Genomic DNA, 23,320 nt, shown 5'->3' with positions numbered 1-23,320 from the left:
AATTTCTTATTTTTTAATTTGACCTTTTTCTAATACAATATGTTTGTTGCATTTTTCTTTCCAGCAAGAATTTCCGCTAACAACAATTAAACTCCATGGTCTTTCTGGTGAAGCTATAAAGTTTATTATTCCCTTAGTTTCTTCTATTTGACATTGATCTAAAGGATCTTCAAGAATTAATAATTTAGGTTTAATTGTTATTGCTCTGGCTAAAATGATTTTTTTTGCTGTAGTAAATGCTACTTGTTTTCCTTCAGGTTTTATTATGGTATTTAATCCTTTAGGTTGTTGTTTTACAAATTCTGTAAGTCCAACAACATCTAAAACATTGTAAATTTCTTCATCTGTTATATTAGTATTTCCAAATGTAATATTCTCGCGTATGGTTCCTTCAAAAGGAGTCTCTTCAGAGAGTGAAAAGCCTAAAAGCGATCTGTAATTGTTTAAATGCAGTCCTTGAATAGAAAGGTTGTTAACGAACAAATAACCCGATGTTGGCTCTATAACACCAGCAATTAATTGTAGTAGGCTAGATTTACCTGAGCCACTTTCACCTTGAACAAGTATACGATCTCTTTTGTTAATTGTAAATGAAATATCACTTAAAATGGGAGTATTTTTATTGATCACTTCATAAGAAACATTTTGTAATTCAATAGTTAAATCATCTTTTACAATTTCACCTTTTTGACTTTCTATTGGTTTATCTACAACTTGCCCTAATTTTTCAATTGAAGTTAATACGTCGTAAAATGATTCTAACCCAAGTATTAATTTTTCAACAGAACTAATTACTAATAATACAATAATTTCAGCAGCAACGAATTGACCAATATTCATTTTTTGATTTAAAACTAAAAAACCACCAATTAAAAGTAAACCAGCTGTAACTAAAACTTTAAAATTAATCATTAAAATGAATTGAATAATTAAAATTTTAAAATGACTTTCTCTTGAATTTAAGTATTTGCTTACTAAAGCATCGTTTTTTTCTAAAGCTAAATTAGTTTTTCCAGAAAGTTTAAAACTTACAACAGATCTAGCAACTTCCTGTAGCCAGTGAACAACTTTATATTTGTTTTTAGATTCATCTAAACTTGTTTCAATACCTCTTTGAGCTGTTAATTTAAAAAGTATATATATCAATACTAAAAGTAAAAGTCCAAAAATTATAAAAAATGGATGATAGAATGATAGTAGTAATAATGCAAATATAATTTGTAAAAAAGCAGAAGGAACATCTATTAATATTTTAGATAGTCCTTTTTGAATTGTTAGTGTATCAAAAAACCTATTAGCTAATTCTGGTAAATAATAGTTTCTTAATTCTTTCATTCTAATTTTAGGGAAACGATAACTTAATTCAAAAGAAGCTCTTGTAAATATTCTTTGTTGAATGGTTTCAATAATACGCAATTGCATAAGTTTTAAAACACCAGAAAAAATTACACCCATAGTAACTAAAACAACAAGAACAATCCATGAAGCGGATACTTGTGCTCCTTGAATTAAGTTTATAATAGCCTGAATTCCTAAAGGAAGAGATAACGATACTAAGCCTTCAAAAATTGCATAATAAGAAATTTGAAAAATATCTTTTCTTTCTAGTTTTAATAAACCAAGAAAACGTTTCCAAGGGGTTAAAGATTTAGTTGTCATTTGTTAATGTTTTTATAACTAAATGTGAATAAAATTCAGTTGGTGTAACAGATTCATTACAGTTAGTGATTGTTGGAAAATGTTGTTTCATAAATTGTTGATGCAATGCTCCTTCGGTTATAGAACTTGCTAAACTTAATGGGAATTTGTATTTGTTATTGTATTCTGAAATTATATTAGCTAATCTTCTAACCACAGTTTTGTAAGGGAAGAAATATCCTTGTTTGTTTTCCGAATCAACACTTTTCGTTAAATATGATTTAGAATTTTCGTTGATAATAATTTTGTTAAGTAAAACTTCATTAATATGAGAGAAGTTTTGATCTTCTTTAGTTGTTCTTGTAACAATTTCTACAGCTTTTATCAGTTTTTCTTTGATGTCTTTAATGCTAAATGTCTCAATTACTAATTGATATTCTAACCATCTCCAGTACCAACAACTTAAATAAATTAATAGTTTGTGTTTACTTTCAAAATACCTGTATATAGAGCTTTCATTAGAGCCGATTAACGATCCTAATTTTTTGAAATTAAAACTTTCAAAACCAATTTCATCGATCAAGATGATACTGTTTTGAACTATTTTTTTACCTAGTTCAGAGGACTCTGGATTTTTCAAATAAATCCCTTCAGGCACTTCTACTTTAATGTTTGAAAGTAATTTATCCATTGTTAATTGTTTTTTATGCAAATATAATAGTATTACTATTAACTAAAAGTTAAAATTATATTTTTGTTTAAAAATATGTCTTTTTTGTTAAACAAAATATTAGTATATTTGGATATGGTAAAATTCAATCGTACAATTTCATGGCTAAAAAGAAAAATATAACTCAGTTAGACATTATTTCAATGTATATGGATTATGTGTTAGAGTATAATGAGGATCCTAAATCAGTATATAAGTTCGCTAAAGAGAATAATTTTGAAGAACAATTGTTCTATAATAGTTTTGCTTCGTTTGAAGCAATTAAAAAATCAATATTCACAGTTTTCTTTGAAAATACACTAGCACTATTACACAAAAGTGAAGAGTTTGAAACTTTTGATGCGAGAAATCAATTACTAAGTTTTTACTTCACTTTTTTTGAGAATTTAACAGCTAATAGAAGCTATGTGGTTTATGCTTTATCGGGACAAAGTAATAAGTTGAAAACTTTAAGTACACTTAACGGATTAAGAACTCATTTTAAAAAATTTATAAATACGCTTAATATCGAGAAGTTAGAGTTAAAACAAGAACGTTTAGAAAAGTTTCAAGATAAAGCAATAAGTGAAAGTGCATGGTTACAATTAATAATGACAATGCAGTTTTGGTTAAATGATACATCGTCTTCTTTTGAGAAAACAGATGTGTTTATAGAGAAATCAGTTAACGCCAGTTTCGATGTGTTAAATATCGCTCCGGTAAAAAGTGTAATTGATTTTGGTAAATTTTTATTTAAAGAAAAGATGATGAAGTAGTTTATGAAGACAATAGATAATATCCCCACTTCCAAAATTCAAAGAGCTTCTAAATTAGTGCAAACTGGTGCTAAAGTAGGAGTAAACTATTTAAAGTATTACGGAAGTAAATTGGTTAATGGAGAAGAAGAAGCTAAACAACAGTTAAATAAAGATAATGCTGAAGATATTTACAATGGATTAAAGCAGTTAAAAGGAAGTGCTTTAAAAGTTGCACAAATGTTAAGTATGGAAAAAGGAATTTTACCACAAGCTTATGTTGAGCAATTTTCTTTGTCACAATTTTCAGTTCCGCCATTATCAGCACCTTTGGTTAAAAAGACATTTAAAAATTATTTTGGAAAGTATCCAAGTGAGCTTTTCGATAAATTTAACTTAAATGCTGTAAGTGGTGCTAGTATCGGTCAGGTTCATCTGGCTGAAAAAGATGGGAATAAATACGCAGTTAAAATTCAATACCCTGGAGTTGCAGAGAGTATTTCTACTGATTTAGCTTTAGTGAAGCCTATTGCAATTAAAATGTTCAATATCCGTGGAAAAGATAGTGATAAATATTTTAAAGAAGTTGAAAATAAACTAATTGAAGAAACAAACTATATTTTAGAAGTAGAGCAAAGTCAGGCTATCGTAGACGCTTGTAAGCATATCAAAAATTTAAAATTTCCAAATTATTATAAAGAGTTTTCATCTGATCGAATTATCACAATGGATTGGATGGATGGTGTTCATCTTTCTGAATTCACAAGTACGAATACAGATCAAGAGAAAGCGAATGAATTAGGCCAGGCTTTATGGGATTTTTATATGTATCAAATGCATATTATTAAAAAAGTACATGCCGATCCGCATCCTGGAAATTTCTTAGTTTCAAAAGATAATAATCTAATTGTGCTGGATTTTGGTTGTATGAAACAAGTTCCTGAAGAGTTTTACAAACCATATTTCGAGTTAGCAAAAAAGGAAAGCATTTCAGATCCTGTATTTTTTGAGAAAAAACTTTATGAATTAGAGATTCTTAGAGAAGATGATAGTCAAGAAGAGTTAGTTTTCTTTAAAGAAATGTTCCATGAAATGTTGAGTTTATTCACACAACCATTCAATACAAAAGAATTTGATTTCTCTGATGAAACTTTCTTTGGTAAAATCACTGATTTAGGAACAAAGTATGCTAAGAATACTGAGCTTAGAAACATGAATGGAAATAGAGGGTCTAAACATTTTATTTACATCAACAGAACGTTCTTCGGACTTTATAATTTAATGCATGATTTAAAAGCTAAGAATATTAAGATTAACAATTTCGAACAGTATAAAGATGTTTTTTAAAAAAGAGAATATAAGCGGATTTGATCATATTTATAAGATCAACTTAATGAATAGTTTATCAGGTTATAAATCTGCAAACTTAATAGGAAGTATTTCTCCTGATGGTAAAGAAAATGTTGCTGTATTCAGTTCTATAGTTCACTTAGGATCTAATCCTCCATTACTAGGATTCATTTTACGTCCTACAACTGTTCCAAGAAATACCTATGAAAACATTAAAGAAACTGGTTTTTACACGGTAAATCATATTACAAAAAGAATCACAGAAGATGCGCATCATTCATCTGCTAAATATGATAAAGGAGTTTCAGAATTTGAAATGACAAATTTAACACCAGAATACAAGAAGAATTTTATAGCTCCTTTTGTGCAAGAATCACCAGTACAAATAGGAATGAAATATGTTGAGGAGTATTATATCAAGGCAAATGATACAATTATGTTAGTTGGTGAAATTCAATTTTTTGAAGTTGAAGATCATATGTTACAAGAAGATGGATTTTTGAATTTATCTAAAGGAAACGTAGCAACGATAAACGGACTTGATGGATATGCAATTCCGAATTTATTTACGAGATACGAATATCAGCGTCCAAAAAAGACAGTAGAAAAATTATAAAATGAAGATTTTAATCACAGGTACAACAGGTTACATCGCAAAAAGATTAGTATTGAGATTATTAGAAGATGGTCATCAATTAGTTTGTTGTGTTCGTGATTTAAATCGAATTCCAGACGAAATTGAGTATAAAGACGGAATAGAGTTTATAAAAGTAGATTTCTTAGAAGATAATTTAGAAGCTTTTCCTGAAGATATCGACGCTGCTTATTATTTGATTCATTCCATGTCTACGACAGCTACGAATTTTGAGGATTTAGAAAAAAAATGTGCTCAAAGTTTTAAATCGTTGGTAGAAAAAACGAATTGTAAGCAGGTAGTTTATTTAAGCGGAATTGTAAATGATGGCTCTTTATCTAAACATTTAAAATCTAGATTAGAAGTTGAAAAATCTTTGAAATCTAATCAATATGCTTTAACAACATTTCGAGCTGGAATTATAGTAGGAAGTGGAAGTGCTTCTTTTGAAATTATAAGAGATATTGTAGAAAAATTACCTTTAATGGTAACACCAAAATGGTTGAATACTCGAACACAACCTATAGCAATTAGAGATGTGTTAAGTTTTCTTGTGAATGGTTTAGCGAATTCAGAAGTGTATAATAAGTCATTTGACATTTGCGGACCAGAAATTCTTACTTATAAAGAAATGTTATTGCAATTTGCAAAAGTAAGAGGCTTAAAAAGATACATTTTTACATTACCCGTTTTATCTCCTCGAATGTCTTCATATTGGTTGTATTTCGTGACTTCTACGTCATTTAATTTGGCAAAAGCATTAGTTGATAGTATGAAAGTTGAAGTAGTTGCAAAGCCTAATAATATCAATGAAATTTTAAACGTAAAACCAATTCAGTACAGGCAAGCGGTTAGTTTAGCTTTTCAAAAGATTGAGCAGAATGCGGTAGTGTCAAGTTGGAAAGATGCTATTAGTAGTGGTGTTTTTAGTGATCAATTAAATACTTATATTAATGTTCCGCATTTTGGTTGTTTTAAAGATATAAGATCAAGAAAAATTGTAGATGAAGATTTTACAATTGATAAAATATGGTCTATCGGAGGAGAAAATGGTTGGTACAGTTACAACTGGCTATGGCGTATTCGAGGTTATGTAGATAAGATTTTTGGAGGAGTAGGCTTACGAAGGGGAAGAACACACAATACATATTTAGAGCCGGGAGATCCATTAGATTTTTGGAGAGTTTTATTAGCTGATAAAGAACAGAAACGTTTACTATTATTCGCTGAAATGAAACTTCCAGGTGAAGCTTGGTTAGAGTTTAAAATTGTAAAAAATCAACTATTTCAAAGAGCAGTATTTCGACCAAAAGGATTATTAGGAAGATTGTATTGGTACTCCGTTTTACCATTTCATGCTTTTGTTTTTAAAGGAATGATCAATGCCTTGGTATATCAGAAATGAGAGGAGTAAAAAAACAACATTTACCCACTAAAACTTGTCCGGTTTGTGAACGAGCATTTACATGGAGAAAAAAATGGGAAAAGAACTGGGAAAACGTAAAATATTGTAGTAAAAAATGCAGCAAGATAAAACAGCAATAGTTTGGTTTACAAATACGCTAAGAACGCGTGATAATAAAGCTTTATATGAAGCAATTTCTAAATATAACAAAGTTATTGCTGTGTACTGTTTCGACAAATCTATGTTTCAAACTAAGCAATTTGGTTTTAAAAAAACAGAGAAATACAGAGCAAAATTTTTGATAGAATCAGTTACCGATTTATCAAACCAATTAAAAGAATTAAACGTACCTATTTATATACATCATGAGCATCCGCATGTAATTTTACCATTGTTTTGTCTGACTCACAACGCGGATGCTCTCCTTTATCAAAAAGAATTTACTCACGAAGAAACATCAGAAATTAATCGTGTGATAGAAAAACTTCGTGATACGGTTTATGTTGAAAGTTTTTACGATCAATTTTTATATCATCCAGAAGATATTCCATTAGAAATAAAATCTATTCCAGAGGTTTTTACTGTTTTCAGAAAAAGAGTAGAGAAATATGCTACAATTCGTGAGGAATTGATTCCAGTAACAATGCCAAAAGAGAATTATCAAGAGAATGATACAAAAATTCCAACTTTACAAGATTTAGGCTATAGTGATTTTGAAGTTCCAGTTCAAACTGCTTTTCCTTTTAAAGGCGGTGAAACTGCTGCTTTTGAGCGTTTAAATTCATATTTCTTTTCATCGAAAAAGTTATCGTATTACAAGAAAACTAGAAATGGTTTAATTGGAGTTGATTATAGTTCAAAATTCTCTCCTTGGTTGGCTCATGGTTGTATTTCAGCAAAGTCAATTTATTGGGAGGTAAAAAAATATGAAAAACAATTTGGAAATAATCAGTCTACTTATTGGTTGATTTTCGAATTGATTTGGCGTGATTATTTTAAATATTTATCGCTGAAGCATGAAAATAATTTATTCAAGTTAGAAGGAATAAAGGAATTATCATATTCATGGAAAAATAACGAAAGATTAATTCAAAATTGGATTAATGGCGAAACCAATGAACCTTTTGTAAATGCCAATATGATAGAGTTAAAAGAAACAGGTTGGATGAGCAATAGAGGCCGACAAAATGTGGCTTCATATTTTGCAAAAAAACTGTTGTTAGATTGGAGAATTGGTGCGGCATATTTCGAAAGTATGCTAATTGATTACGATGTGCATAGCAATTATGGAAATTGGCAATATGTATCTGGTGTAGGTAATGATCCAAGAGATAGAAAGTTTAATGTGCAACTACAAGCAGAACGATATGATGCGAACGGCAAATATCAACAAATGTGGTTACAACCAATCTTGTTCTAATGAAAGCAGTAAGTATTATTTTTCCGCATCAGTTGTTTAAAAGTACAACGCATATTCCAAAAGAAAATGACGTGTATTTAATTGAAGAATATTTATTCTTCAAACAATATAAATTTCATAAGCAAAAATTAGCTTTTCATAGAGCTACAATGCAATTTTATAAAGACTTTTTAAACGAAAAAGGATATCAAGTTTCATATGTAGAAAGTACAACTGAAATTTCAGATATTAGGAAGTTATTACCACAATTAATTACAAATGGATACAAACAACTTCATTTTATAAATCCTACTGATAATTGGCTAGAAAAGAGAATTCATGAATTTGAAAATAATATTGAATTAATTGAAATAAACAATTCATTATTTATTAATACCAAAGATGAATTAGCTACTTTTTTTAAAGCTTCTAAAAAAAAGTTTTTCCAAACCTCATTTTATAAAAAAGAACGTTTAGCTAGAAATATTTTAATTACAAATGAACAACCAGTAGGAGGAAAGTGGACTTTTGATACGGATAATAGAAAGAAATATCCAAAAGGTAAAACTCCGCCACAAATTGAATTTCCTGATGCTAATACATATTACCTAGAAGCTAAGGAATATGTGGAAGAAAATTTTTCAGACGCCTTAGGAGAAATTGATGAGAAACAATTGTATCCATCTACTTTTGAAGAGTCAGAAAATTGGTTAGAACAATTTTTTGAAGTTCGTTTTCATGAATTCGGAATTTATGAAGATGCTATTGTGAAAGACAAACATTTCTTGAATCATAGTGTTTTATCACCATTAATTAATGTAGGATTGTTATCTCCTCTGGAAGTAATAAAAAAATCAATTGATTATGCTGCTAAACATGAAATTCCGATTAATTCTTTAGAAGGTTTTGTACGTCAAATATTAGGTTGGCGCGAATTTATCCGTGGAATTTATGAGGTTAAAGGAACCGAAGAACGAACAAAGAATTTCTGGAACCATTCTAGAAAAATACCAGCATCTTTTTATGATGGAACTACAGGAATTTTACCAATTGATACCACAATAAAAAAGATCTTAAAAACAGGATATGCACACCATATTGAACGCTTAATGATTTTAGGGAATTTTATGTTGTTATGTGAGTTCGATCCAGATGAAGTGTATCGTTGGTTTATGGAATTGTTTATCGATGCTTACGACTGGGTAATGGTACCGAATGTTTACGGAATGAGCTTATTTGCTGATGGAGGATTAATGTCTACAAAACCATACATAAGTAGTAGTAATTACATCAAAAAAATGAGTGATTATCCGAATGGTGAATGGCAAAAGATTTGGGACGGATTATTCTGGAGGTTTATGCATACCAACAGAGAATTTTTATCCAAAAATCCGCGTTTGAATATGTTAATTCGAAATTTAGATAAAATGGGAATTGAGAAAAGAGAAGATCATTTTTCTAATGCTGAACATTTTCTTGATAACCTAGATAATAAAAAAGAATTTCAACTGAACTTATTATAGTAAGTAAATATGATAATAATGGTTTTAAATAAAATTAATAACGTCAATCTGAACTTGTTTCAGATTCGTATTATGAGATTTCGAAATAAATTCGAAATGACGTTAGCTTTGTGTGAGCCATTATATTCAAATATTCAGAAAACGAAAATTTGAAATTATGAAGAAAAGAGAAGATATAGCAGTAGTTTGGTTAAAGAGAGATTTGAGATTGCATGACAATGAAGCGATAACAAATGCGCTAAACTCAGGAAAAAGAATATTGCTATTATTTGTTTTTGAAAACCTATTGATAAACGACGATCATTATAGTCAACGTCATTGGGATTTTATAAAACAATCATTAGTTGATATCAATACAGAATTGAAAGAATATAAAACTAAAGTTCTAGCTGTTAATGGTGAAATTTTTGCTGTTTTTAATCAATTATTAAATCATTATAATATCACAGATGTTTTTTCACATCAAGAAACAGGATTATTAGTCACTTTCAAAAGAGATAAAGAATTTGCACGTTATTGTAGAAACAATTCCATTGAATGGAAAGAGAATATAAATAACGGAGTTTTAAGAGGTTTATTAAATCGAGAAGATTGGTTTGATAAATGGGAAAGTTATATGTATCAAGATATTTTACCTTTTGATGTAGATAAAGAAGATTTTATAAGCACTTCGGAAATTAATAGAATCTCAGATTACTTTCATACTACTGATTTAGTTACTGGAGACACATCTAATTTTCAGCAAGGCGGAAGAACTATAGCATGGAAATATGCGAATACTTTTTTTGAAAAACGTCATGAAAACTACATGTATCACATTTCAAAACCAGAAGCCTCGCGAAGTAGTTGTAGCAGACTATCTCCATATATAGCATGGGGAAATGTATCGATACGAGAAGTATTCCAGAAAGCAAAAGCTGTTAAAGACGAATCTGAACATAAGCGTCATTTAGGAGCGTTTATTTCTCGTTTACGTTGGCAAGCACATTTCATTCAAAAGTTTGAAATGGAATGTACGATGGAAAATGCCAGTATTAATAAAGGTTTTCACAAGCTAAAAAAATCAATTTCTGAATCGTATAAAACGGCTTGGGAAGAAGGAAACACGGGTTTTCCTTTAGTTGATGCTTCCATGCGTTGTTTAAATGAAACAGGATTTATTAATTTCAGAATGCGAGCTATGTTGGTTTCTTTCTTTACACATATTTTATGGCAGCCTTGGCAAGAAGCAACACACCATTTATCACGTCAGTTTTTAGATTTTGAACCTGGAATTCATTTTCCTCAATTGCAAATGCAAGCAGGTGAAACAGGAATTAATAATTTGAGAATTTATAACCCCGTGAAAAATAGTCACGATCACGATCCAGATGCTGTTTTTATTAAGAAATGGGTTCCAGAATTGTCACATTTACCAACTCCATTTATTCATGAACCATATTTAATGACACATTTAGACCAGCAATTTAATAACTGTGTTTTAGGTAAAGATTATCCAAACCCAATAGTTGATATCAAAGAAAATAGAAAGAAAGCTAGCGATATTTTATGGAACATGTTAAAAGATAGTGAAGTAAAAAGAGAAAGCTTACGAATTTTGCGTAAGCATACGATTACAAATAGAAGTAGAATGTTAAGAGATGAATAATGATATTTAATACCACATATACGAATCAAGATTTCTTAGTGCATAGTAAAGAATTACTAGGAAAACCATTCTCTTTATTAAATAAGATAAAACTGAATGGAATAGGTTCTGGTCGTTTTATGATTGCAGAAGTAAGTCAGAAATTAAAATCAGATAAAGTTCAGTTTTCAGAATTGAATTACGGAAATATAGAAATGCGTCCGAAAGGAATTTTAGTTCATTTTACGAACAGATTAGAACGTTTTTCTTGGTGTATTCCATATCATAAGTTGGTGGTGTATAACGCTTCGTTTTTCAGTATTCATGCTGAAGGAAGTTTTATAAAGTTTTTAAAAAACAAGAACTATTCAGAGAATAAGAAATTCATTTCAAAAATGATTGATTATAAAAATGAATATCTAAATCTAGATTATTATGACGGATAGACAAATCGATAGAATTATAGAAATGGCTTGGGAAGATCGTACAACTTTCGATGCTATTCAATTTCAATTCGGATTAAAAGAACAAGAAGTTATTGAGCTGATGCGTAAAGAAATGAAACCTTCAAGTTTCAGAATGTGGAGAAAAAGAGTACAAGGAAGAGCTACAAAACACCAAGCAAAAAGGCCTTTTGATAAAGGAAGGTTTAAATGTACAAGACAAAGAAATATATCAAATAACAAGGTATCAAAAAGATAATAATGAACTCAGTTCATTGCATAAAAAATAATAGAAATGAAAATAATTTTAGTTGTAGGTGGAAGTAAAGGAATTGGTAATGCTATAGTAACTTCTTTACAAGAAACACATAAAGTAATTAATTTTAGTAGGAGTGAAGTAGCGAGTCATGTAAACGTAACACATTACTCAATCGACGTTATAGAAGATGAATTACCTGAACTTTCTGATGATATAAATGGTTTGGTTTTTTGCCCAGGAAGCATTAACTTAAAACCGATAGGAAGACTAAAGTTAGATGATTTTAGAAGTGATTTTGAAATCAACGTAATTGGAGCAGTTAAAGTGATTCAAAAGTATATTAACTCACTTAAAAATAATAACGGAAGTGTAGTTTTATTTAGTACAGTTGCTACCAAATTAGGAATGCCTTTCCATGCAAGTGTTGCAGCTAGTAAATCTGCTGTAGAAGGTTTAACGAAATCTTTGGCAGGTGAATTTGCCACTAAAGTTAGATTTAATTGTATCGCTCCAACTGTAACAGATACATCTTTAGCAGAAAAATTATTGCGTAACGATAAGCAACGCGAAAACATGGAAATGAGACATCCGCTAAAGAAATTTTTAAAAGCAGAAGAAGTAGCAAGCTTTGCAAATTATTTGTTGTCAGATCACGCTTCGGCAATTTCTGGTCAAGTTTTTCCTATCGATGCAGGAATAGTTAGTTTAAAATTATAATATGAAATATTTAGCCTTTATCATTATGTTGTTTGCTTTTCAAGATACTATAACCGTTGTAGACTTTTCTCAATCTTCTGATATTAGCAGTTGGAAAACAACCAATGATGATGTTATGGGAGGAATTTCAACTTCTTCTATAGCGCTAAATGAAAATAGCAAAGGCGTATTTTCTGGTCATGTTTCTACAGAAAATAATGGAGGTTTTGCTATGGTTAAAAATTCGGTAGCTGTAACATTACATGAAACTTCAAAAAAAGTTATTCTTCGTTTAAAAGGAGATGGAAAAGCATATCAATTTAGAGTAAAATCAAATCCAACAGATCGACATTGGTATACTCAAAAATTTACAACTTCTGGTGATTGGGAAACTATAGAAATTGATCTAAATAGTTTATATCCAATCTTTAGAGGAAATAGATTACGAAGACAAAATTTTAATTATACAGAAATTAAAGAAATTGCTTTTTTAATAGGAAATAAACAAGATGAAAACTTCAAATTAATAATCGATTCGATTAAAATCAACTAAATCAATGAAAAAATCTTATATCAGGTTCATTATTTTTTTAATAACTAACTTTTTAGCACTTTATGTAGGTGTTTTATTAATGAACGATGGCCCACGAACAGATTGGTATCAAAACTTAAATAAAGCTCCATGGACTCCTGCGAATTGGGTTTTTGGTGCAGCCTGGACAACCATAATGTTATTGTTTGCTTTCTACATGACCAAACTAAGTTATGAATATTCGCAATTAAATAAAAAGTTGATAGTAGTATATAGTTTGCAATGGTTTTTAAACGTAATATGGAATTTACTTTTTTTCAATAAACATTACACCGTATTAGGTTTAATAAGTATCACTTTGCTGTGGCTTTTGATTGGTTACATCACGTTTAAGCATATAAAACAATTAAAATATTATACGATTTTAATTTTACCATATTTAGTTTGGATGACCATTGCCACAAGTTTAAATGCTTATGTGGTTTTTAATAATTAATGATCTGAATTAACCGATTTGTAATTATTGTATGCGCGTCCTAATTGTTTACTGATTTTGTCTCTTAATTTTTCTGGTTTTAGTATTTTAATAGATTCTCCATACCCAAGAATAACACGCTCTAATTCAAAGTTTATTTGAACTAAAATATTGAATATGAAACCATCTTCAGTTTCTCTAATTAAGCGTTGAGTATGATGAAAAGGTTTGGTGATTACATAAGGAGCTAAGCGTTTTTCAATCCAAAATTCTATACGTTTGGGGCTAGAATTAGAAACAGTAACACCAATTACATTTTTAAAATAATCATCACCATTAACAGCTTTATCTATGTATTCAATTTCATCCTTCTCTTCAATTTTTATAATACGGTCAAGAGCTAAATTCATAAAATCAGTTTTATGATACACTATTAAAAACCATCGATTATTAAACTCTTTTAAAAGCTGCGGATGAACAGTCAAAATATTTTCTTGTCTAGCTTTAAATGACTTATATGTAATTTCTAAAACTTTCTTCTTTTGAATTGCACTGTATAATGGATCTATAAGTTGCAAACCTTTTAATTGTTCATTTTTATCTAAATGAATAATAGCACGGTTATTTTCTTGCGAAGAATAAACAGAATCTTCTAAACGTTGTAAAACTCCATCCATTTCTTTAAATAGCGAAAAGTCTTTAAATTGGCGTAAAACCTGAATCGCATTGTTCATTACTTTTACATCATTTTCAGTGACAGGAATATTCATAATAGAATAACCTTCTTCTGCATATCGATAATATTTTCGTTGATAAACTTCTATTGGTGCATTGTAACCCAACTTATCACTACGCATCATTTGAATATCGAGCTGAACAGTTCTTTTACTTACATAAACATCTTTACCTTCATACTCATATAAAGCATCAGAACAAGCATCAATCAGGTCATTTAAAGTCCATTTGCGCATGGTATTTCGTAAACATTGATCTATGGTTTTATATCTAATTAAAGCGTTTTTATTTGATGCCATATTATAATTTTAATTACAGGTATTACAGTACATTTTTTTTATGAAAGAATAACGTAAATTCTGGAAATCTGTTTTCATCCAAAAACACCACTTTTTTTTATTAAAATCCATAGCTTTCTTAATAATTATTTCTTTCACATAATTATTAAAATGTCTTGGATATGCTATAGCTGTTTGTGCTAAAATAAAAGTTGCATCTTCATTTAAACGATTTTCTAAATAAGGTTTAGATAATAGTTCTAAAGTTAAGTCAAATCTACTCCAGTGGTTAAAAAATAAAGCTAATTTAATATCATCTTCAATAATTAGCGCTCTTTTTTTGAAATAATCTGTAATGTGATAAAAAGATTCAGAAATCCTTGGATAATCATTAATCTGACCATAATATTCAATAACGGCCATATGATAATTTAGATACAAAGAATTGCTTTTTTCATTCTTAGTGATTTCTTTAAATAAAGTTTTTACTTTTTCTGGATGCAAAACTCGAGCAAATTTTTCATTATCAACATCCCAAAATAGTAATAATCTATTGGTTGTTATTGTATATAAATTCAGTAAGTTTTTTTGCGCATTTACCGATAATTCTTCAGCTCTTTTTAACCAATAATTGATGTAAAAAATCACAGTGTCTAACTGATAAAAATTAATATTTTTTAGAAATAGGGCAGAAGTATTCTGAACAAATTCTTTTTTGTCAATAAGACGCTCTAAAATAAAATCTTCACTTAGAATGAAACTGATATCTTTCTGGTTATACAAAGCAACTAATGCAGCATTTGCCAAATCTTTATTGTTATGAAGTAACGCATCGATTAAATTATATTCTGAATGCTCTTTGCTAGTTGATAACCAAGAACCATTTTCATAAATAATAGCTTTTGATTTTCGTTGTTGTGCAAACTCGTTTTTAAAAGTTTGTTTTAGTTGATTATTAGCTAAATATCGTTTCTCTTTTTTAGTTGAGTTAACATAGTTTTTATAATCATACATTTCTAATTGAAAATCAAATAATTCCCAGTTTTCTTTAGCTTCAATATTTATTTTTTTATTGATTTTACCAAGCTTCTCATGTAAATGATTGGTAATAAATTCTGCTCTTTTTGAAAACAGATATTTATTATTAGAAAATGTACCATCTACAGAGGTATAGCTTTTCACATCTATAAATTCAATAGCATTTTTCTGTATTGTATCTGAAGTAATTTTGTGAGCTGTAATTTTAGAAGAACCAAAATTGAATAAAATTTCTTTTACAAATGCAGTTCCTTTAGTTTTTAACTGTACATCAGGAATATACAATTCTGGTTGTATGGGGATTAAAGAATACGCAGAAGAGGGAATTATTAGAGGAACTCTGTAATCACATCGATTCCCATTATTAATTAGAATTAGATTAGCAGTAATATCTTTTCCTATTAAAAAATCTGGGACTTTTCCCAGTGAAACTGTTAATCTAAAATTACTATTTGCCCTATTTTTAGTTAAGATTTCTTTTAAGTAAACAGGTTTTAATAAAACACCATCATAAATAGGTGAACTATCAAGCTCATTAGGTTTACCACAAGATAATTGATTCCTTGTAATTAAGTCTATTGCAATTCCATCGTTTTGATCTTTAAATATTTCTTTGAAAGTTTGTAAACTATGGTATCTGAATATAATTTCATTATTCTCAATACTTAACCTATTACCGAAACTAGCTATTATATTACTGAATTTAGATACTTCTTCACAATCATCATAACTTTCTCCAATTCCAAAAGTATTTTCAGAAAGCTGATTTGAAACTTTAAAGTTTTTAGCCCCAAAAACGTTTGTAGCAAAAATTTGTTTCTTTTTTGTATTGTAAGTAAAACCAAAACCACAGTACGAAAAATCATTAGAGATCATATTTTTATAATGTCCTTTAGAATTTTTCCAAGAGTTATACATCAAATTAGCCATTAACGATAACTTACGTTTTGTAAATGGTGGTTTTATAGATCTAGTTTTTAGAATATTTTCTCCAAAAACATTAAACTCTTTAGAAAACTTTTCAATACGATGTTTAGGAGTAACAAATTCAGTTTCTAACTGATTGTGGGTTAACTTGTATTTTTTAGACATATAGTCTGAATGGAACTTAGCTGCTTTAACTAAATTTAAATCATTCTTCAATGGAGAGGCATTTTTTCTTTTTCTAAGTGTGTTTACTTTTTTAAATAATAAATCTGCTAAATACTTTTCTTCATCAGCAGATAATTGTGTGTAACCATAAAATAGATTACCAACGATAGCAATTAATAGTAGTAGTTTCGTTTTCATGTGACAGGGAAAGTCAAAAACAATGCCTAAATAGTTTCAAGCTCTGTTTTTAAATTGAATTTCGCCTGTTTTTCATAATGATCAATAAAAGTATAGGTCTTGTAAATGAAAGGCTTATCTATAAAATGACGTAATACTTTTTTTCTTCCATTCTTATATAAAATATCTGGAACGAGTTTATATTCTTTGCGAATAAGTTTAGCATATTGCTGATATATTTCTGAAGATTGACCTAAAATAGCTAAATCAAAATCAATTAAAAAGCGAGTATCATTATCTGAACCCTCATGAGTTTTAGTGGCTATAATTTGATTAAAAATGATGTTTAAATCATCTTTCGAAAGTAGTTTTCGAAGTCGATCTACAGCAAAATCAGCACTTTTTTCTTCGTTATCTTTTTTCCATATATTATAAACTACATCATGATAAAATATAGAAAAAGAAACCAAATTCGAATCTTTCAATTCATCTTTATAACGATCAAAATAAGAGAAGATTTCCTCTAAATGATTTAAATTATGATAGGTACGATGCTTTTCTTTGTAGTGTTTTTCAAGCTCATTCCATAATGAAGAAATGAGTTCATTATCTTGAGAATAAAGTGATAACAATTGGGTAAAACGTTCTTTTAAAGTCAATTTTTTCAATTAAATAGTTTGTATTACAAAAATAAAAACTAATTTTACATAGACTTTAATCAGTTAAAGTTATTCGTTCTTTACTTTTCGTTCAGCAATAGTCTTTGAATTAATGTTTAATTTAAATACAAATAATTATGAATTGGAAAATTCAAAAGCTATTGAATGGAGAAACAATTATCTCTAAAGAACCTGGAAACTCGATGTTACCCATTTTAAAATCAAGACAACCCGTTGTTTTAAAGCCAGTACAATGGCAAGATTGTGAAGAAGGTGATATAGTTTTCTGTAAAGTACGGGGAAATTGTTTTACGCATTTAGTAAAAGGTAAAAATGAAAAACGAGGATTACTAATAGGTAATAATCGTGGACATCTTAACGGATGGACGAAAAATGTGTATGGTATAGTAACAGAAATCTTACCATCTAAGTAGTGCTAATAAGCACTTTTTTTGTTTATAGACTTTTCGAATTCAATATAAATTTCAATTTTTTATAATTATTTTTTATTACGCAAAAATATTGCGTAATATAAACGGATGTTTGTACCGTAATTAAAATGAAATGGAAACAAATATTTTAAATATCGAAAAATTAGAGGAAGCTATTCATAACGGATATATTCATAAGAATAAACATCCGGAAGCTGATTTATGGATTTATAATTATACGCAATCTGCACAATATGAAAGTTATTGGACAAAAGAAACTTTACAATGTAGAGGATTGATTTTAGATGCAAATTATAATATCATTGCTAATCCTATCGCTAAGTTTTTCAATGTAGAAGAGATCGGATATGAAAATTTACCGAATCTTCATTTTAAGATATTTGATAAAATGGATGGATCACTTGGAATTTTATATTGGCTAAACAACCAGCCGTATATTGCAACTAGAGGTTCATTTAATAGTAAACAATCAATTAGAGCAAACCAATTACTAAATAGCAAGTATAAACATTGTATTCAGAATTTAGATTTGAATAAGACTTATGTATTTGAAATCATTTATCCTGAAAACAGAGTTATTGTAGATTATGGTCAAGATGAAAAGTTAGTACTTTTAGCTATTATAGATACTAAAACAGGTATAGAAGAAGAACTAGTAGATATTGGTTTTCCGTTACCAAAACAATATCATTATAATAGTATCGAAGAGCTTAAAAGTTTAAACTGGAATAATAAAGAAGGATTTGTAATTAAATATGAAAATGGTTTTAGAGTAAAAATAAAATTTGAACAGTATATAGAATTACACAAAATTGTGACTCAAATTTCTTCTTTAACCATTTGGGAAACTTTAAAAGAAGAGGGAAGTTTAACAAAATGGATTGAAGATGTACCAGATGAATTTTTTAAATGGGTAAAAAAAACAGAGTCAGATTTAAAATTAAAATTTAAAAATATAGAAGAAATCGCAAAGTTAGAATATAAAGAGTTTGGTACAGACAGAGAAACAGCAGCGTATTTTCAAAGCTGTACATATCCAGCTGTATTATTTTCAATGAAAAATAAAAAAAACTACGATCAAATTATTTGGAAAATGATTCGTCCAGTATTTGAAAAGGCATATTCTAACGAGCACAATTAGATATTAAAATATTATAACATTATTAATGACAACTATTTTACGTCATTCCGAATTTATTTCGGAATCTCAAGATAATCACATTTTAAGTTTTTGATGAGAACTTGGAACAAGTTCAGGTTGACGTTATTAATTTCAAAATAGATTAAGAATTACAATTAAAAACTAAGAAAATGAAAAGAATAATCATATTAAAAGGAATACCAGCATCAGGAAAATCAACATACGCTAAAAAGTTAGTTTCAGAAAATCCTGGAATGTATAAGCGTATCAATAGAGATAGTTTACGTGAAATGTTAGATGCAAATCACTTCAGTAAAGGAAATGAAAAGTTTATTGTGAAAACAAGAGATTTTTTAATCAAAGAAGCGCTTATAGCAGGAAAACATGTTATTGTCGATGATACAAATCTTTACGACAAAAATCAGGAAAGAATTGCAGAAATAGCCAGTGAATACACCAATGAAACAGGTCACGCTGTAAAAGTTGAAGTGAAGTTAATGGAAATAGATGTAGAAGAAGCAATTCGTAGAGATGCTGCTAGAGAAAAATCTGTTGGAAGGGAAGTTATTCTAAGAATGGATAAACAACTGAAAACAAAAGAAAAGCTAAAAAACGAATATGTAAAGCAAGATGAAAATTTACCAAAAGCTATTATTTGTGATTTAGACGGAACCTTATCTTTAATTACAAATAGAAGTCCGTTTGATGGTAGTAAATGTGAGCAAGATTTGCCTAATGTACCAATCGTTAATCTGGTAAAGAATTATCAGAAGCTAGGATACAAAATCTTATTACTTTCTGGTAGAGATGGTCAATACAAATCAGAAACAGAATCTTGGCTTCAAAAGCATGAAGTAAATTACGATGCACTTTGGATGCGTAATCCTAAAGACAAAAGAAAAGATTCTATTATAAAAGAAGAATTATATAGAAATGAAATTGAAAATAAGTTTTATGTAGAATTTATTCTAGATGATAGAAATCAAGTTGTTGATTTGTGGAGGAAGAAATTACAACTACCTTGTTTACAAGTGTTTTATGGTGATTTTTAGAATGTAAATTAATGTTGGTTATCTATACTAATTTTAGTTTTGACGTCATTCCGAATTTATTTCGGAATCTCATAACAGTTTAATCTAATTAACAATGATAATCTGAAATACTGAAATAAATTCAGCACGTTCAGGTTGACGTATATAGATAATCATAAGTAAACTATGGAAATTCCGTATCAAATTTTCGGTTCTAAAAGTTCTGTTGACTTAGATGTATGTTTTTTTGTTGATGAGTTAAATTCGATACAAGAAAATCATGAAACGATAAAAACATACATCGAAAAGTCAAATATCGATACAAATAAAGTCATAAATGCTAATCTAGCAATTATTGAAAAAGGTATAGTCATAGCTTGTTTTAAAGGAGAAGAAGATGAATTAAATAATGCCTTGTATGAAACTTATAACGTTTATAAACAGCAATTTGAAAAAAGAATAATAAGGAAAGTAAACAGAAATGTTGAAGCTAGAATAGAGAGGTGTTTACGTTCTCTAATATCATATTTTACAAGAACTGAATTTAGAACAAAAGCAAAAGAAGCTCTAAGAGGAAGTATTAAAGATAAAGTTGTTTTTTTAGAGAGTATACAACTTGATAAGATTAAAGGTTTTGGAAAAAATGGTTCTCAAATAGAAGTGTATAAAACCATAGCTTTTCAATTAGGAATTACGTTAGCCTTATTAGAAGCTGTTGAATTGTATACTAAAGAAGGTATCATTGAATATTATCCAAATCTTGAAAAGTATTTACTAAGAAAAGAAAGTAATGCAAATGCATTACAAGAGTATTTAAATGAGTTTATAAGTGTTTTGAAAAAGAGAAATTATGAAACCAACTTTAAAAAAGATACATGATTTTCCATTTCGATATTATCAATATGGATCAACAAGTTCTACTGATTTAGATGTAATTATTGAAATCACAAAGGAAGAAATGCCATTAACTCAAGAAGAACGCAAAATCAAGTTAAAACAATTAATGTTAGATTTTGAATTGAACTGGAATGCTATTTTTGTAGTAATTGAAGATGGAGTTTTGGTCGATACCATATATACTAAATCATGGATTGATTCTTTGAATAATGCATTCTATCATACTTATAAAAATCATAAACAGTTTTTTGATTTACCAATTAAACGATTATTAAAAAGAAATAAAACATTAGCGATTTACAAAGCCGTAAGAACAGTATTAACAATGTTAACTAGAACAGATTTAAGAGTTAACATTAAACCTATTCTTAAAGGAATTCATTCTTTTTCAAATAAAATAGATGTTTTAAAAATACTTGATTTTACAAGTTTTAATTCTTTTAATCAGAAGAATACAGCGAATGAAGATGTTTGGAAAATTTTAGCTTTTTACATAGCTCAGAATATTTTATTGCTTTCAAAAAATAAAGAAGTATATTCAAAAGAAGAGATATTGAGTTACTATCCTCAATTTTCTAATTTTATAAATAGAAAAGTAATTTCAGTATCCGATAAACAAGAACTAAATATTCTTAAAGATATTTGGATTAAAGAAATTTCTAATTATGGAAATTTTACTTCAGATCATAATATTCTAAAGTGTAATGAAGAAGTAATTGATATGGTAAAAGAAGTGAGTTTAAATAATTAATAGATAAATTTTATATGAAAAAAGAAGGTTATTCTAGACATATTTTTTTGAATTTGGAACCTACTAAAGATGCTTTAGAATTTTTAAAACAAAGCCTTGATGTATATAGTTATGATTCTTATGTAAGTAATTTTTTAATGGATATAATCTTTCAAATAGATGAAACAAAAAGGAATTTAGACAAAAATGGTAATTATTATTGGCCTGAAGAGAATTTGATTCCTTACACATATCATTCATTATACAATCAAATGAATAAGGCTTTAATAATTTCAGAATCACAAATTATGTTTGCATATAAACAATTTGAATTATGTTTAAAAAATCTAATAAAGACTTTTTATAGAGATGATTATAATTTCAATATGTATAAATGGAATAATATTATAGGCTTTTTCGAAACAAAAAATATTAATTTAAGAGAACTGGAAGGGTATGATGAAGTAAATTCAATTAGAATTATTAATAATCAATTAAAACATAATTTTGATATAATTAATGAACAAACAGAGTCTATTGCTGAATTTATGAATGTAGAAAAAGATGAAGTTTCTTATTATGAGTTAGTACATTTTTATTCTAGAACTAAATTTTATATTCCTATTTTTTATAGTGAAATATGTCAAAAAATAGAAAATGATTTATTTTAAATAATATTCTATTATAAACTTAAATTATGGAAAAAAGAATTTTAGAACATTTAGCTGCATTAGAAAAAGAAAAGAATATTGAAATTCTATTTGCAGTAGAGTCGGGAAGCAGAGCTTGGGGTTTTGCTTCTCCAGATTCCGATTACGATATTCGATTTGTATACAAACATTCTAAAGACTGGTATTTAAATCTTTGGGAAACAAAAGATACGATCGAATTTATGACAGAAGATGATTTAGATGGATCTGGCTGGGATATCAGAAAAGCACTTCGTTTATTAGCAAAATCAAATGCTTCGTTTACAGGTTGGTTATTTTCATCTGTAATTTATAGAGCCAACACCGCTTTTTTAGAAGAATTAAAAAAATTGGCAAGCGAAAATTTTAATCCAATTGCTGGTTTTCATCATTTTAATGCAATGAATAAAGGTTTTGAGGAAACTTTAGGAACTGATAAAATGACATTAAAGAGTTTCTTTTATACTATCAGAACTGCTTTATGTGCCAATTGGATTACCAAAAAGCATACAATTCCACCAGTATATTTTAGAGAATTGTATGAATTAATTGATACATCTTTTCATGCTAAAATTGATGAAGTAATTCAGCTAAAAAGTGAACGAATAGAAAAGAGTAGCGATCCTGTTTCAGATGAACTAATTCGTTTAGTTAGAGACATTATTAATGAAAATAACGAGTTAAAAAATAGTTTGCCAAGCGGAAAAGCAAATCAAGAAGCGTTTAATACTTTCTTTTTGAAATATTTAGATTTGTAACTAACACTAAAAATTATTTATGTGCCTAATACTTTTAATAAAAACCTTGTAGAGCAATTGTAAAAATGATCTATTGATAAAAAGTTTGAAAATCAAGGCAGCAGTGAGGAAAAAGATGAAAAACTGTTTGAGTGATAACGAGTTTTTTTCATCTGTGGCTGTAGATGCTGTAGCATTTTCTTAATTTTTTATCATAAA

General features: G+C 28.4%; 25 protein-coding genes. 20 read left to right on the top strand and 5 right to left on the bottom strand.

What is annotated here, in order from left to right; genetic code table 11:
- Window positions 1-6 precede the first annotated feature (6 nt).
- Together ACSIGC_RS02555 and ACSIGC_RS02550 are read right to left on the bottom strand one after the other, a co-directional pair.
- The gene (locus ACSIGC_RS02555) at window positions 7-1,659 is read right to left on the bottom strand and encodes a peptidase domain-containing ABC transporter (RefSeq protein WP_442266594.1); all 1,653 of its coding nucleotides are present in this window, start codon (window positions 1,657-1,659) and stop codon (window positions 7-9) included.
- The gene (locus ACSIGC_RS02550) at window positions 1,649-2,329 is read right to left on the bottom strand and encodes a TetR/AcrR family transcriptional regulator (protein ID WP_442266593.1); all 681 of its coding nucleotides are present in this window, start codon (window positions 2,327-2,329) and stop codon (window positions 1,649-1,651) included. Before ACSIGC_RS02550 ends, ACSIGC_RS02555 begins: the two co-directional genes overlap by 11 nt.
- A gap of 140 nt (window positions 2,330-2,469) precedes the next feature.
- Between ACSIGC_RS02550 and ACSIGC_RS02545 the strand changes: the two genes are divergently transcribed.
- The 13 genes from ACSIGC_RS02545 to ACSIGC_RS02485 all read left to right on the top strand — a co-directional run bounded on the left by ACSIGC_RS02545 (window position 2,470) and on the right by ACSIGC_RS02485 (window position 13,466).
- Window positions 2,470-3,123: a TetR family transcriptional regulator C-terminal domain-containing protein gene (locus ACSIGC_RS02545; RefSeq protein WP_442266592.1), complete on the top strand. Its 654-nt coding sequence runs from the start codon at window positions 2,470-2,472 to the stop codon at window positions 3,121-3,123.
- Between the two features lie 3 nt (window positions 3,124-3,126).
- On the top strand, window positions 3,127-4,449 hold the full coding sequence (locus ACSIGC_RS02540; RefSeq protein ID WP_442266591.1) for an ABC1 kinase family protein: 1,323 nt from the start codon (window positions 3,127-3,129) through the stop codon (window positions 4,447-4,449).
- Window positions 4,439-5,068: a flavin reductase family protein gene (locus ACSIGC_RS02535; RefSeq protein WP_442266590.1), complete on the top strand. Its 630-nt coding sequence runs from the start codon at window positions 4,439-4,441 to the stop codon at window positions 5,066-5,068. Before ACSIGC_RS02540 ends, ACSIGC_RS02535 begins: the two co-directional genes overlap by 11 nt.
- 1 nt (window position 5,069) lies before the next feature.
- Window positions 5,070-6,491 carry an SDR family oxidoreductase gene (locus tag ACSIGC_RS02530; RefSeq protein ID WP_442266589.1) on the top strand — a complete coding sequence of 474 codons (1,422 nt, stop codon included), beginning with the start codon at window positions 5,070-5,072 and terminating at the stop codon, window positions 6,489-6,491.
- Complete coding sequence (locus tag ACSIGC_RS02525; protein ID WP_442266588.1) at window positions 6,488-6,631, top strand: DUF2256 domain-containing protein; 144 nt, start codon at window positions 6,488-6,490, stop codon at window positions 6,629-6,631. Before ACSIGC_RS02530 ends, ACSIGC_RS02525 begins: the two co-directional genes overlap by 4 nt.
- A complete protein-coding gene (locus tag ACSIGC_RS02520) occupies window positions 6,607-7,911 on the top strand; it encodes a DASH family cryptochrome (protein ID WP_442266587.1) in 1,305 nt (434 codons plus the stop codon). The genes ACSIGC_RS02525 and ACSIGC_RS02520 overlap by 25 nt, the downstream gene beginning before the upstream one ends.
- Window positions 7,911-9,413: a cryptochrome/photolyase family protein gene (locus ACSIGC_RS02515; RefSeq protein WP_442266586.1), complete on the top strand. Its 1,503-nt coding sequence runs from the start codon at window positions 7,911-7,913 to the stop codon at window positions 9,411-9,413. The genes ACSIGC_RS02520 and ACSIGC_RS02515 overlap by 1 nt, the downstream gene beginning before the upstream one ends.
- A gap of 157 nt (window positions 9,414-9,570) precedes the next feature.
- A complete protein-coding gene (locus ACSIGC_RS02510) occupies window positions 9,571-11,061 on the top strand; it encodes a deoxyribodipyrimidine photo-lyase/cryptochrome family protein (RefSeq protein WP_442266585.1) in 1,491 nt (496 codons plus the stop codon).
- Window positions 11,061-11,486: a hypothetical protein gene (locus tag ACSIGC_RS02505; protein WP_442266584.1), complete on the top strand. Its 426-nt coding sequence runs from the start codon at window positions 11,061-11,063 to the stop codon at window positions 11,484-11,486. Before ACSIGC_RS02510 ends, ACSIGC_RS02505 begins: the two co-directional genes overlap by 1 nt.
- Complete coding sequence (locus ACSIGC_RS02500) at window positions 11,476-11,742, top strand: TIGR03643 family protein (RefSeq protein ID WP_299621301.1); 267 nt, start codon at window positions 11,476-11,478, stop codon at window positions 11,740-11,742. Before ACSIGC_RS02505 ends, ACSIGC_RS02500 begins: the two co-directional genes overlap by 11 nt.
- 36 nt (window positions 11,743-11,778) lie before the next feature.
- Entirely contained in the window at window positions 11,779-12,459 is a 681-nt protein-coding gene (locus ACSIGC_RS02495; RefSeq protein WP_442266583.1) for an SDR family NAD(P)-dependent oxidoreductase, read from the top strand.
- Between the two features lies 1 nt (window position 12,460).
- The gene (locus tag ACSIGC_RS02490; protein ID WP_442266582.1) at window positions 12,461-12,991 is read left to right on the top strand and encodes a CIA30 family protein; all 531 of its coding nucleotides are present in this window, start codon (window positions 12,461-12,463) and stop codon (window positions 12,989-12,991) included.
- Window positions 12,992-12,995: 4 nt separating this feature from the next.
- The gene (locus tag ACSIGC_RS02485) at window positions 12,996-13,466 is read left to right on the top strand and encodes a TspO/MBR family protein (RefSeq protein ID WP_442266581.1); all 471 of its coding nucleotides are present in this window, start codon (window positions 12,996-12,998) and stop codon (window positions 13,464-13,466) included.
- On the opposite strand, the gene ACSIGC_RS02480 is transcribed toward ACSIGC_RS02485, so the two are convergent.
- From ACSIGC_RS02480 to ACSIGC_RS02470, 3 genes are read right to left on the bottom strand one after another with little or no spacing between them, the layout of a single operon-like run.
- Window positions 13,463-14,479 (bottom strand): helix-turn-helix transcriptional regulator, encoded by a 1,017-nt coding sequence (locus ACSIGC_RS02480; protein ID WP_442266580.1) that lies wholly within the window; start codon window positions 14,477-14,479, stop codon window positions 13,463-13,465. The genes ACSIGC_RS02485 and ACSIGC_RS02480 overlap by 4 nt on opposite strands.
- Before the next feature lie 9 nt (window positions 14,480-14,488).
- Entirely contained in the window at window positions 14,489-16,786 is a 2,298-nt protein-coding gene (locus ACSIGC_RS02475; RefSeq protein ID WP_442266579.1) for a CAP domain-containing protein, read from the bottom strand.
- Between the two features lie 26 nt (window positions 16,787-16,812).
- Window positions 16,813-17,433 (bottom strand): HD domain-containing protein, encoded by a 621-nt coding sequence (locus tag ACSIGC_RS02470; RefSeq protein WP_442266578.1) that lies wholly within the window; start codon window positions 17,431-17,433, stop codon window positions 16,813-16,815.
- A 128-nt stretch (window positions 17,434-17,561) separates the two neighbouring features.
- On the opposite strand from ACSIGC_RS02470, the gene ACSIGC_RS02465 reads away from it, so the two are divergent.
- The 7 genes from ACSIGC_RS02465 to ACSIGC_RS02435 all read left to right on the top strand — a co-directional run bounded on the left by ACSIGC_RS02465 (window position 17,562) and on the right by ACSIGC_RS02435 (window position 23,122).
- Window positions 17,562-17,858, top strand: a complete 297-nt coding sequence (locus tag ACSIGC_RS02465; RefSeq protein ID WP_299621268.1) for a hypothetical protein — start codon at window positions 17,562-17,564, stop codon at window positions 17,856-17,858.
- A gap of 130 nt (window positions 17,859-17,988) precedes the next feature.
- Window positions 17,989-19,017, top strand: a complete 1,029-nt coding sequence (locus ACSIGC_RS02460) for an RNA ligase (protein ID WP_442266577.1) — start codon at window positions 17,989-17,991, stop codon at window positions 19,015-19,017.
- Window positions 19,018-19,187: 170 nt separating this feature from the next.
- The gene (locus ACSIGC_RS02455; RefSeq protein ID WP_442266576.1) at window positions 19,188-20,069 is read left to right on the top strand and encodes a phosphatase domain-containing protein; all 882 of its coding nucleotides are present in this window, start codon (window positions 19,188-19,190) and stop codon (window positions 20,067-20,069) included.
- A 165-nt stretch (window positions 20,070-20,234) separates the two neighbouring features.
- Complete coding sequence (locus tag ACSIGC_RS02450) at window positions 20,235-20,927, top strand: hypothetical protein (RefSeq protein ID WP_442266575.1); 693 nt, start codon at window positions 20,235-20,237, stop codon at window positions 20,925-20,927.
- Window positions 20,899-21,696: a hypothetical protein gene (locus ACSIGC_RS02445; RefSeq protein ID WP_442266574.1), complete on the top strand. Its 798-nt coding sequence runs from the start codon at window positions 20,899-20,901 to the stop codon at window positions 21,694-21,696. The genes ACSIGC_RS02450 and ACSIGC_RS02445 overlap by 29 nt, the downstream gene beginning before the upstream one ends.
- Before the next feature lie 14 nt (window positions 21,697-21,710).
- Complete coding sequence (locus tag ACSIGC_RS02440) at window positions 21,711-22,346, top strand: hypothetical protein (RefSeq protein WP_442266573.1); 636 nt, start codon at window positions 21,711-21,713, stop codon at window positions 22,344-22,346.
- A 26-nt stretch (window positions 22,347-22,372) separates the two neighbouring features.
- Complete coding sequence (locus ACSIGC_RS02435) at window positions 22,373-23,122, top strand: nucleotidyltransferase domain-containing protein (RefSeq protein ID WP_442266572.1); 750 nt, start codon at window positions 22,373-22,375, stop codon at window positions 23,120-23,122.
- The last annotated feature ends 198 nt before the right edge of the window (window positions 23,123-23,320 follow it).

Source organism: Tenacibaculum aquaeponti, from assembly GCF_052084715.1.
GTDB lineage: Bacteria > Bacteroidota > Bacteroidia > Flavobacteriales > Flavobacteriaceae > Polaribacter.
This window is presented reverse-complemented; position numbering and strand designations above follow the sequence as displayed.

Bases quoted from the DNA above. Each gene is read 5' to 3' on its own strand.
- ACSIGC_RS02555 (WP_442266594.1), bottom strand. From the start codon at position 1,659: ATGACAACTAAATCTTTAACCCCTTGGAAACGTTTTCTTGGTTTATTA.
- ACSIGC_RS02550 (WP_442266593.1), bottom strand. From the start codon at position 2,329: ATGGATAAATTACTTTCAAACATTAAAGTAGAAGTGCCTGAAGGGATT.
- ACSIGC_RS02545 (WP_442266592.1), top strand. From the start codon at position 2,470: ATGGCTAAAAAGAAAAATATAACTCAGTTAGACATTATTTCAATGTAT.
- ACSIGC_RS02540 (WP_442266591.1), top strand. From the start codon at position 3,127: ATGAAGACAATAGATAATATCCCCACTTCCAAAATTCAAAGAGCTTCT.
- ACSIGC_RS02535 (WP_442266590.1), top strand. From the start codon at position 4,439: ATGTTTTTTAAAAAAGAGAATATAAGCGGATTTGATCATATTTATAAG.
- ACSIGC_RS02530 (WP_442266589.1), top strand. From the start codon at position 5,070: ATGAAGATTTTAATCACAGGTACAACAGGTTACATCGCAAAAAGATTA.
- ACSIGC_RS02525 (WP_442266588.1), top strand. From the start codon at position 6,488: ATGAGAGGAGTAAAAAAACAACATTTACCCACTAAAACTTGTCCGGTT.
- ACSIGC_RS02520 (WP_442266587.1), top strand. From the start codon at position 6,607: ATGCAGCAAGATAAAACAGCAATAGTTTGGTTTACAAATACGCTAAGA.
- ACSIGC_RS02515 (WP_442266586.1), top strand. From the start codon at position 7,911: ATGAAAGCAGTAAGTATTATTTTTCCGCATCAGTTGTTTAAAAGTACA.
- ACSIGC_RS02510 (WP_442266585.1), top strand. From the start codon at position 9,571: ATGAAGAAAAGAGAAGATATAGCAGTAGTTTGGTTAAAGAGAGATTTG.
- ACSIGC_RS02505 (WP_442266584.1), top strand. From the start codon at position 11,061: ATGATATTTAATACCACATATACGAATCAAGATTTCTTAGTGCATAGT.
- ACSIGC_RS02500 (WP_299621301.1), top strand. From the start codon at position 11,476: ATGACGGATAGACAAATCGATAGAATTATAGAAATGGCTTGGGAAGAT.
- ACSIGC_RS02495 (WP_442266583.1), top strand. From the start codon at position 11,779: ATGAAAATAATTTTAGTTGTAGGTGGAAGTAAAGGAATTGGTAATGCT.
- ACSIGC_RS02490 (WP_442266582.1), top strand. From the start codon at position 12,461: ATGAAATATTTAGCCTTTATCATTATGTTGTTTGCTTTTCAAGATACT.
- ACSIGC_RS02485 (WP_442266581.1), top strand. From the start codon at position 12,996: ATGAAAAAATCTTATATCAGGTTCATTATTTTTTTAATAACTAACTTT.
- ACSIGC_RS02480 (WP_442266580.1), bottom strand. From the start codon at position 14,479: ATGGCATCAAATAAAAACGCTTTAATTAGATATAAAACCATAGATCAA.
- ACSIGC_RS02475 (WP_442266579.1), bottom strand. From the start codon at position 16,786: ATGAAAACGAAACTACTACTATTAATTGCTATCGTTGGTAATCTATTT.
- ACSIGC_RS02465 (WP_299621268.1), top strand. From the start codon at position 17,562: ATGAATTGGAAAATTCAAAAGCTATTGAATGGAGAAACAATTATCTCT.
- ACSIGC_RS02460 (WP_442266577.1), top strand. From the start codon at position 17,989: ATGGAAACAAATATTTTAAATATCGAAAAATTAGAGGAAGCTATTCAT.
- ACSIGC_RS02455 (WP_442266576.1), top strand. From the start codon at position 19,188: ATGAAAAGAATAATCATATTAAAAGGAATACCAGCATCAGGAAAATCA.
- ACSIGC_RS02450 (WP_442266575.1), top strand. From the start codon at position 20,235: ATGGAAATTCCGTATCAAATTTTCGGTTCTAAAAGTTCTGTTGACTTA.
- ACSIGC_RS02445 (WP_442266574.1), top strand. From the start codon at position 20,899: ATGAAACCAACTTTAAAAAAGATACATGATTTTCCATTTCGATATTAT.
- ACSIGC_RS02440 (WP_442266573.1), top strand. From the start codon at position 21,711: ATGAAAAAAGAAGGTTATTCTAGACATATTTTTTTGAATTTGGAACCT.
- ACSIGC_RS02435 (WP_442266572.1), top strand. From the start codon at position 22,373: ATGGAAAAAAGAATTTTAGAACATTTAGCTGCATTAGAAAAAGAAAAG.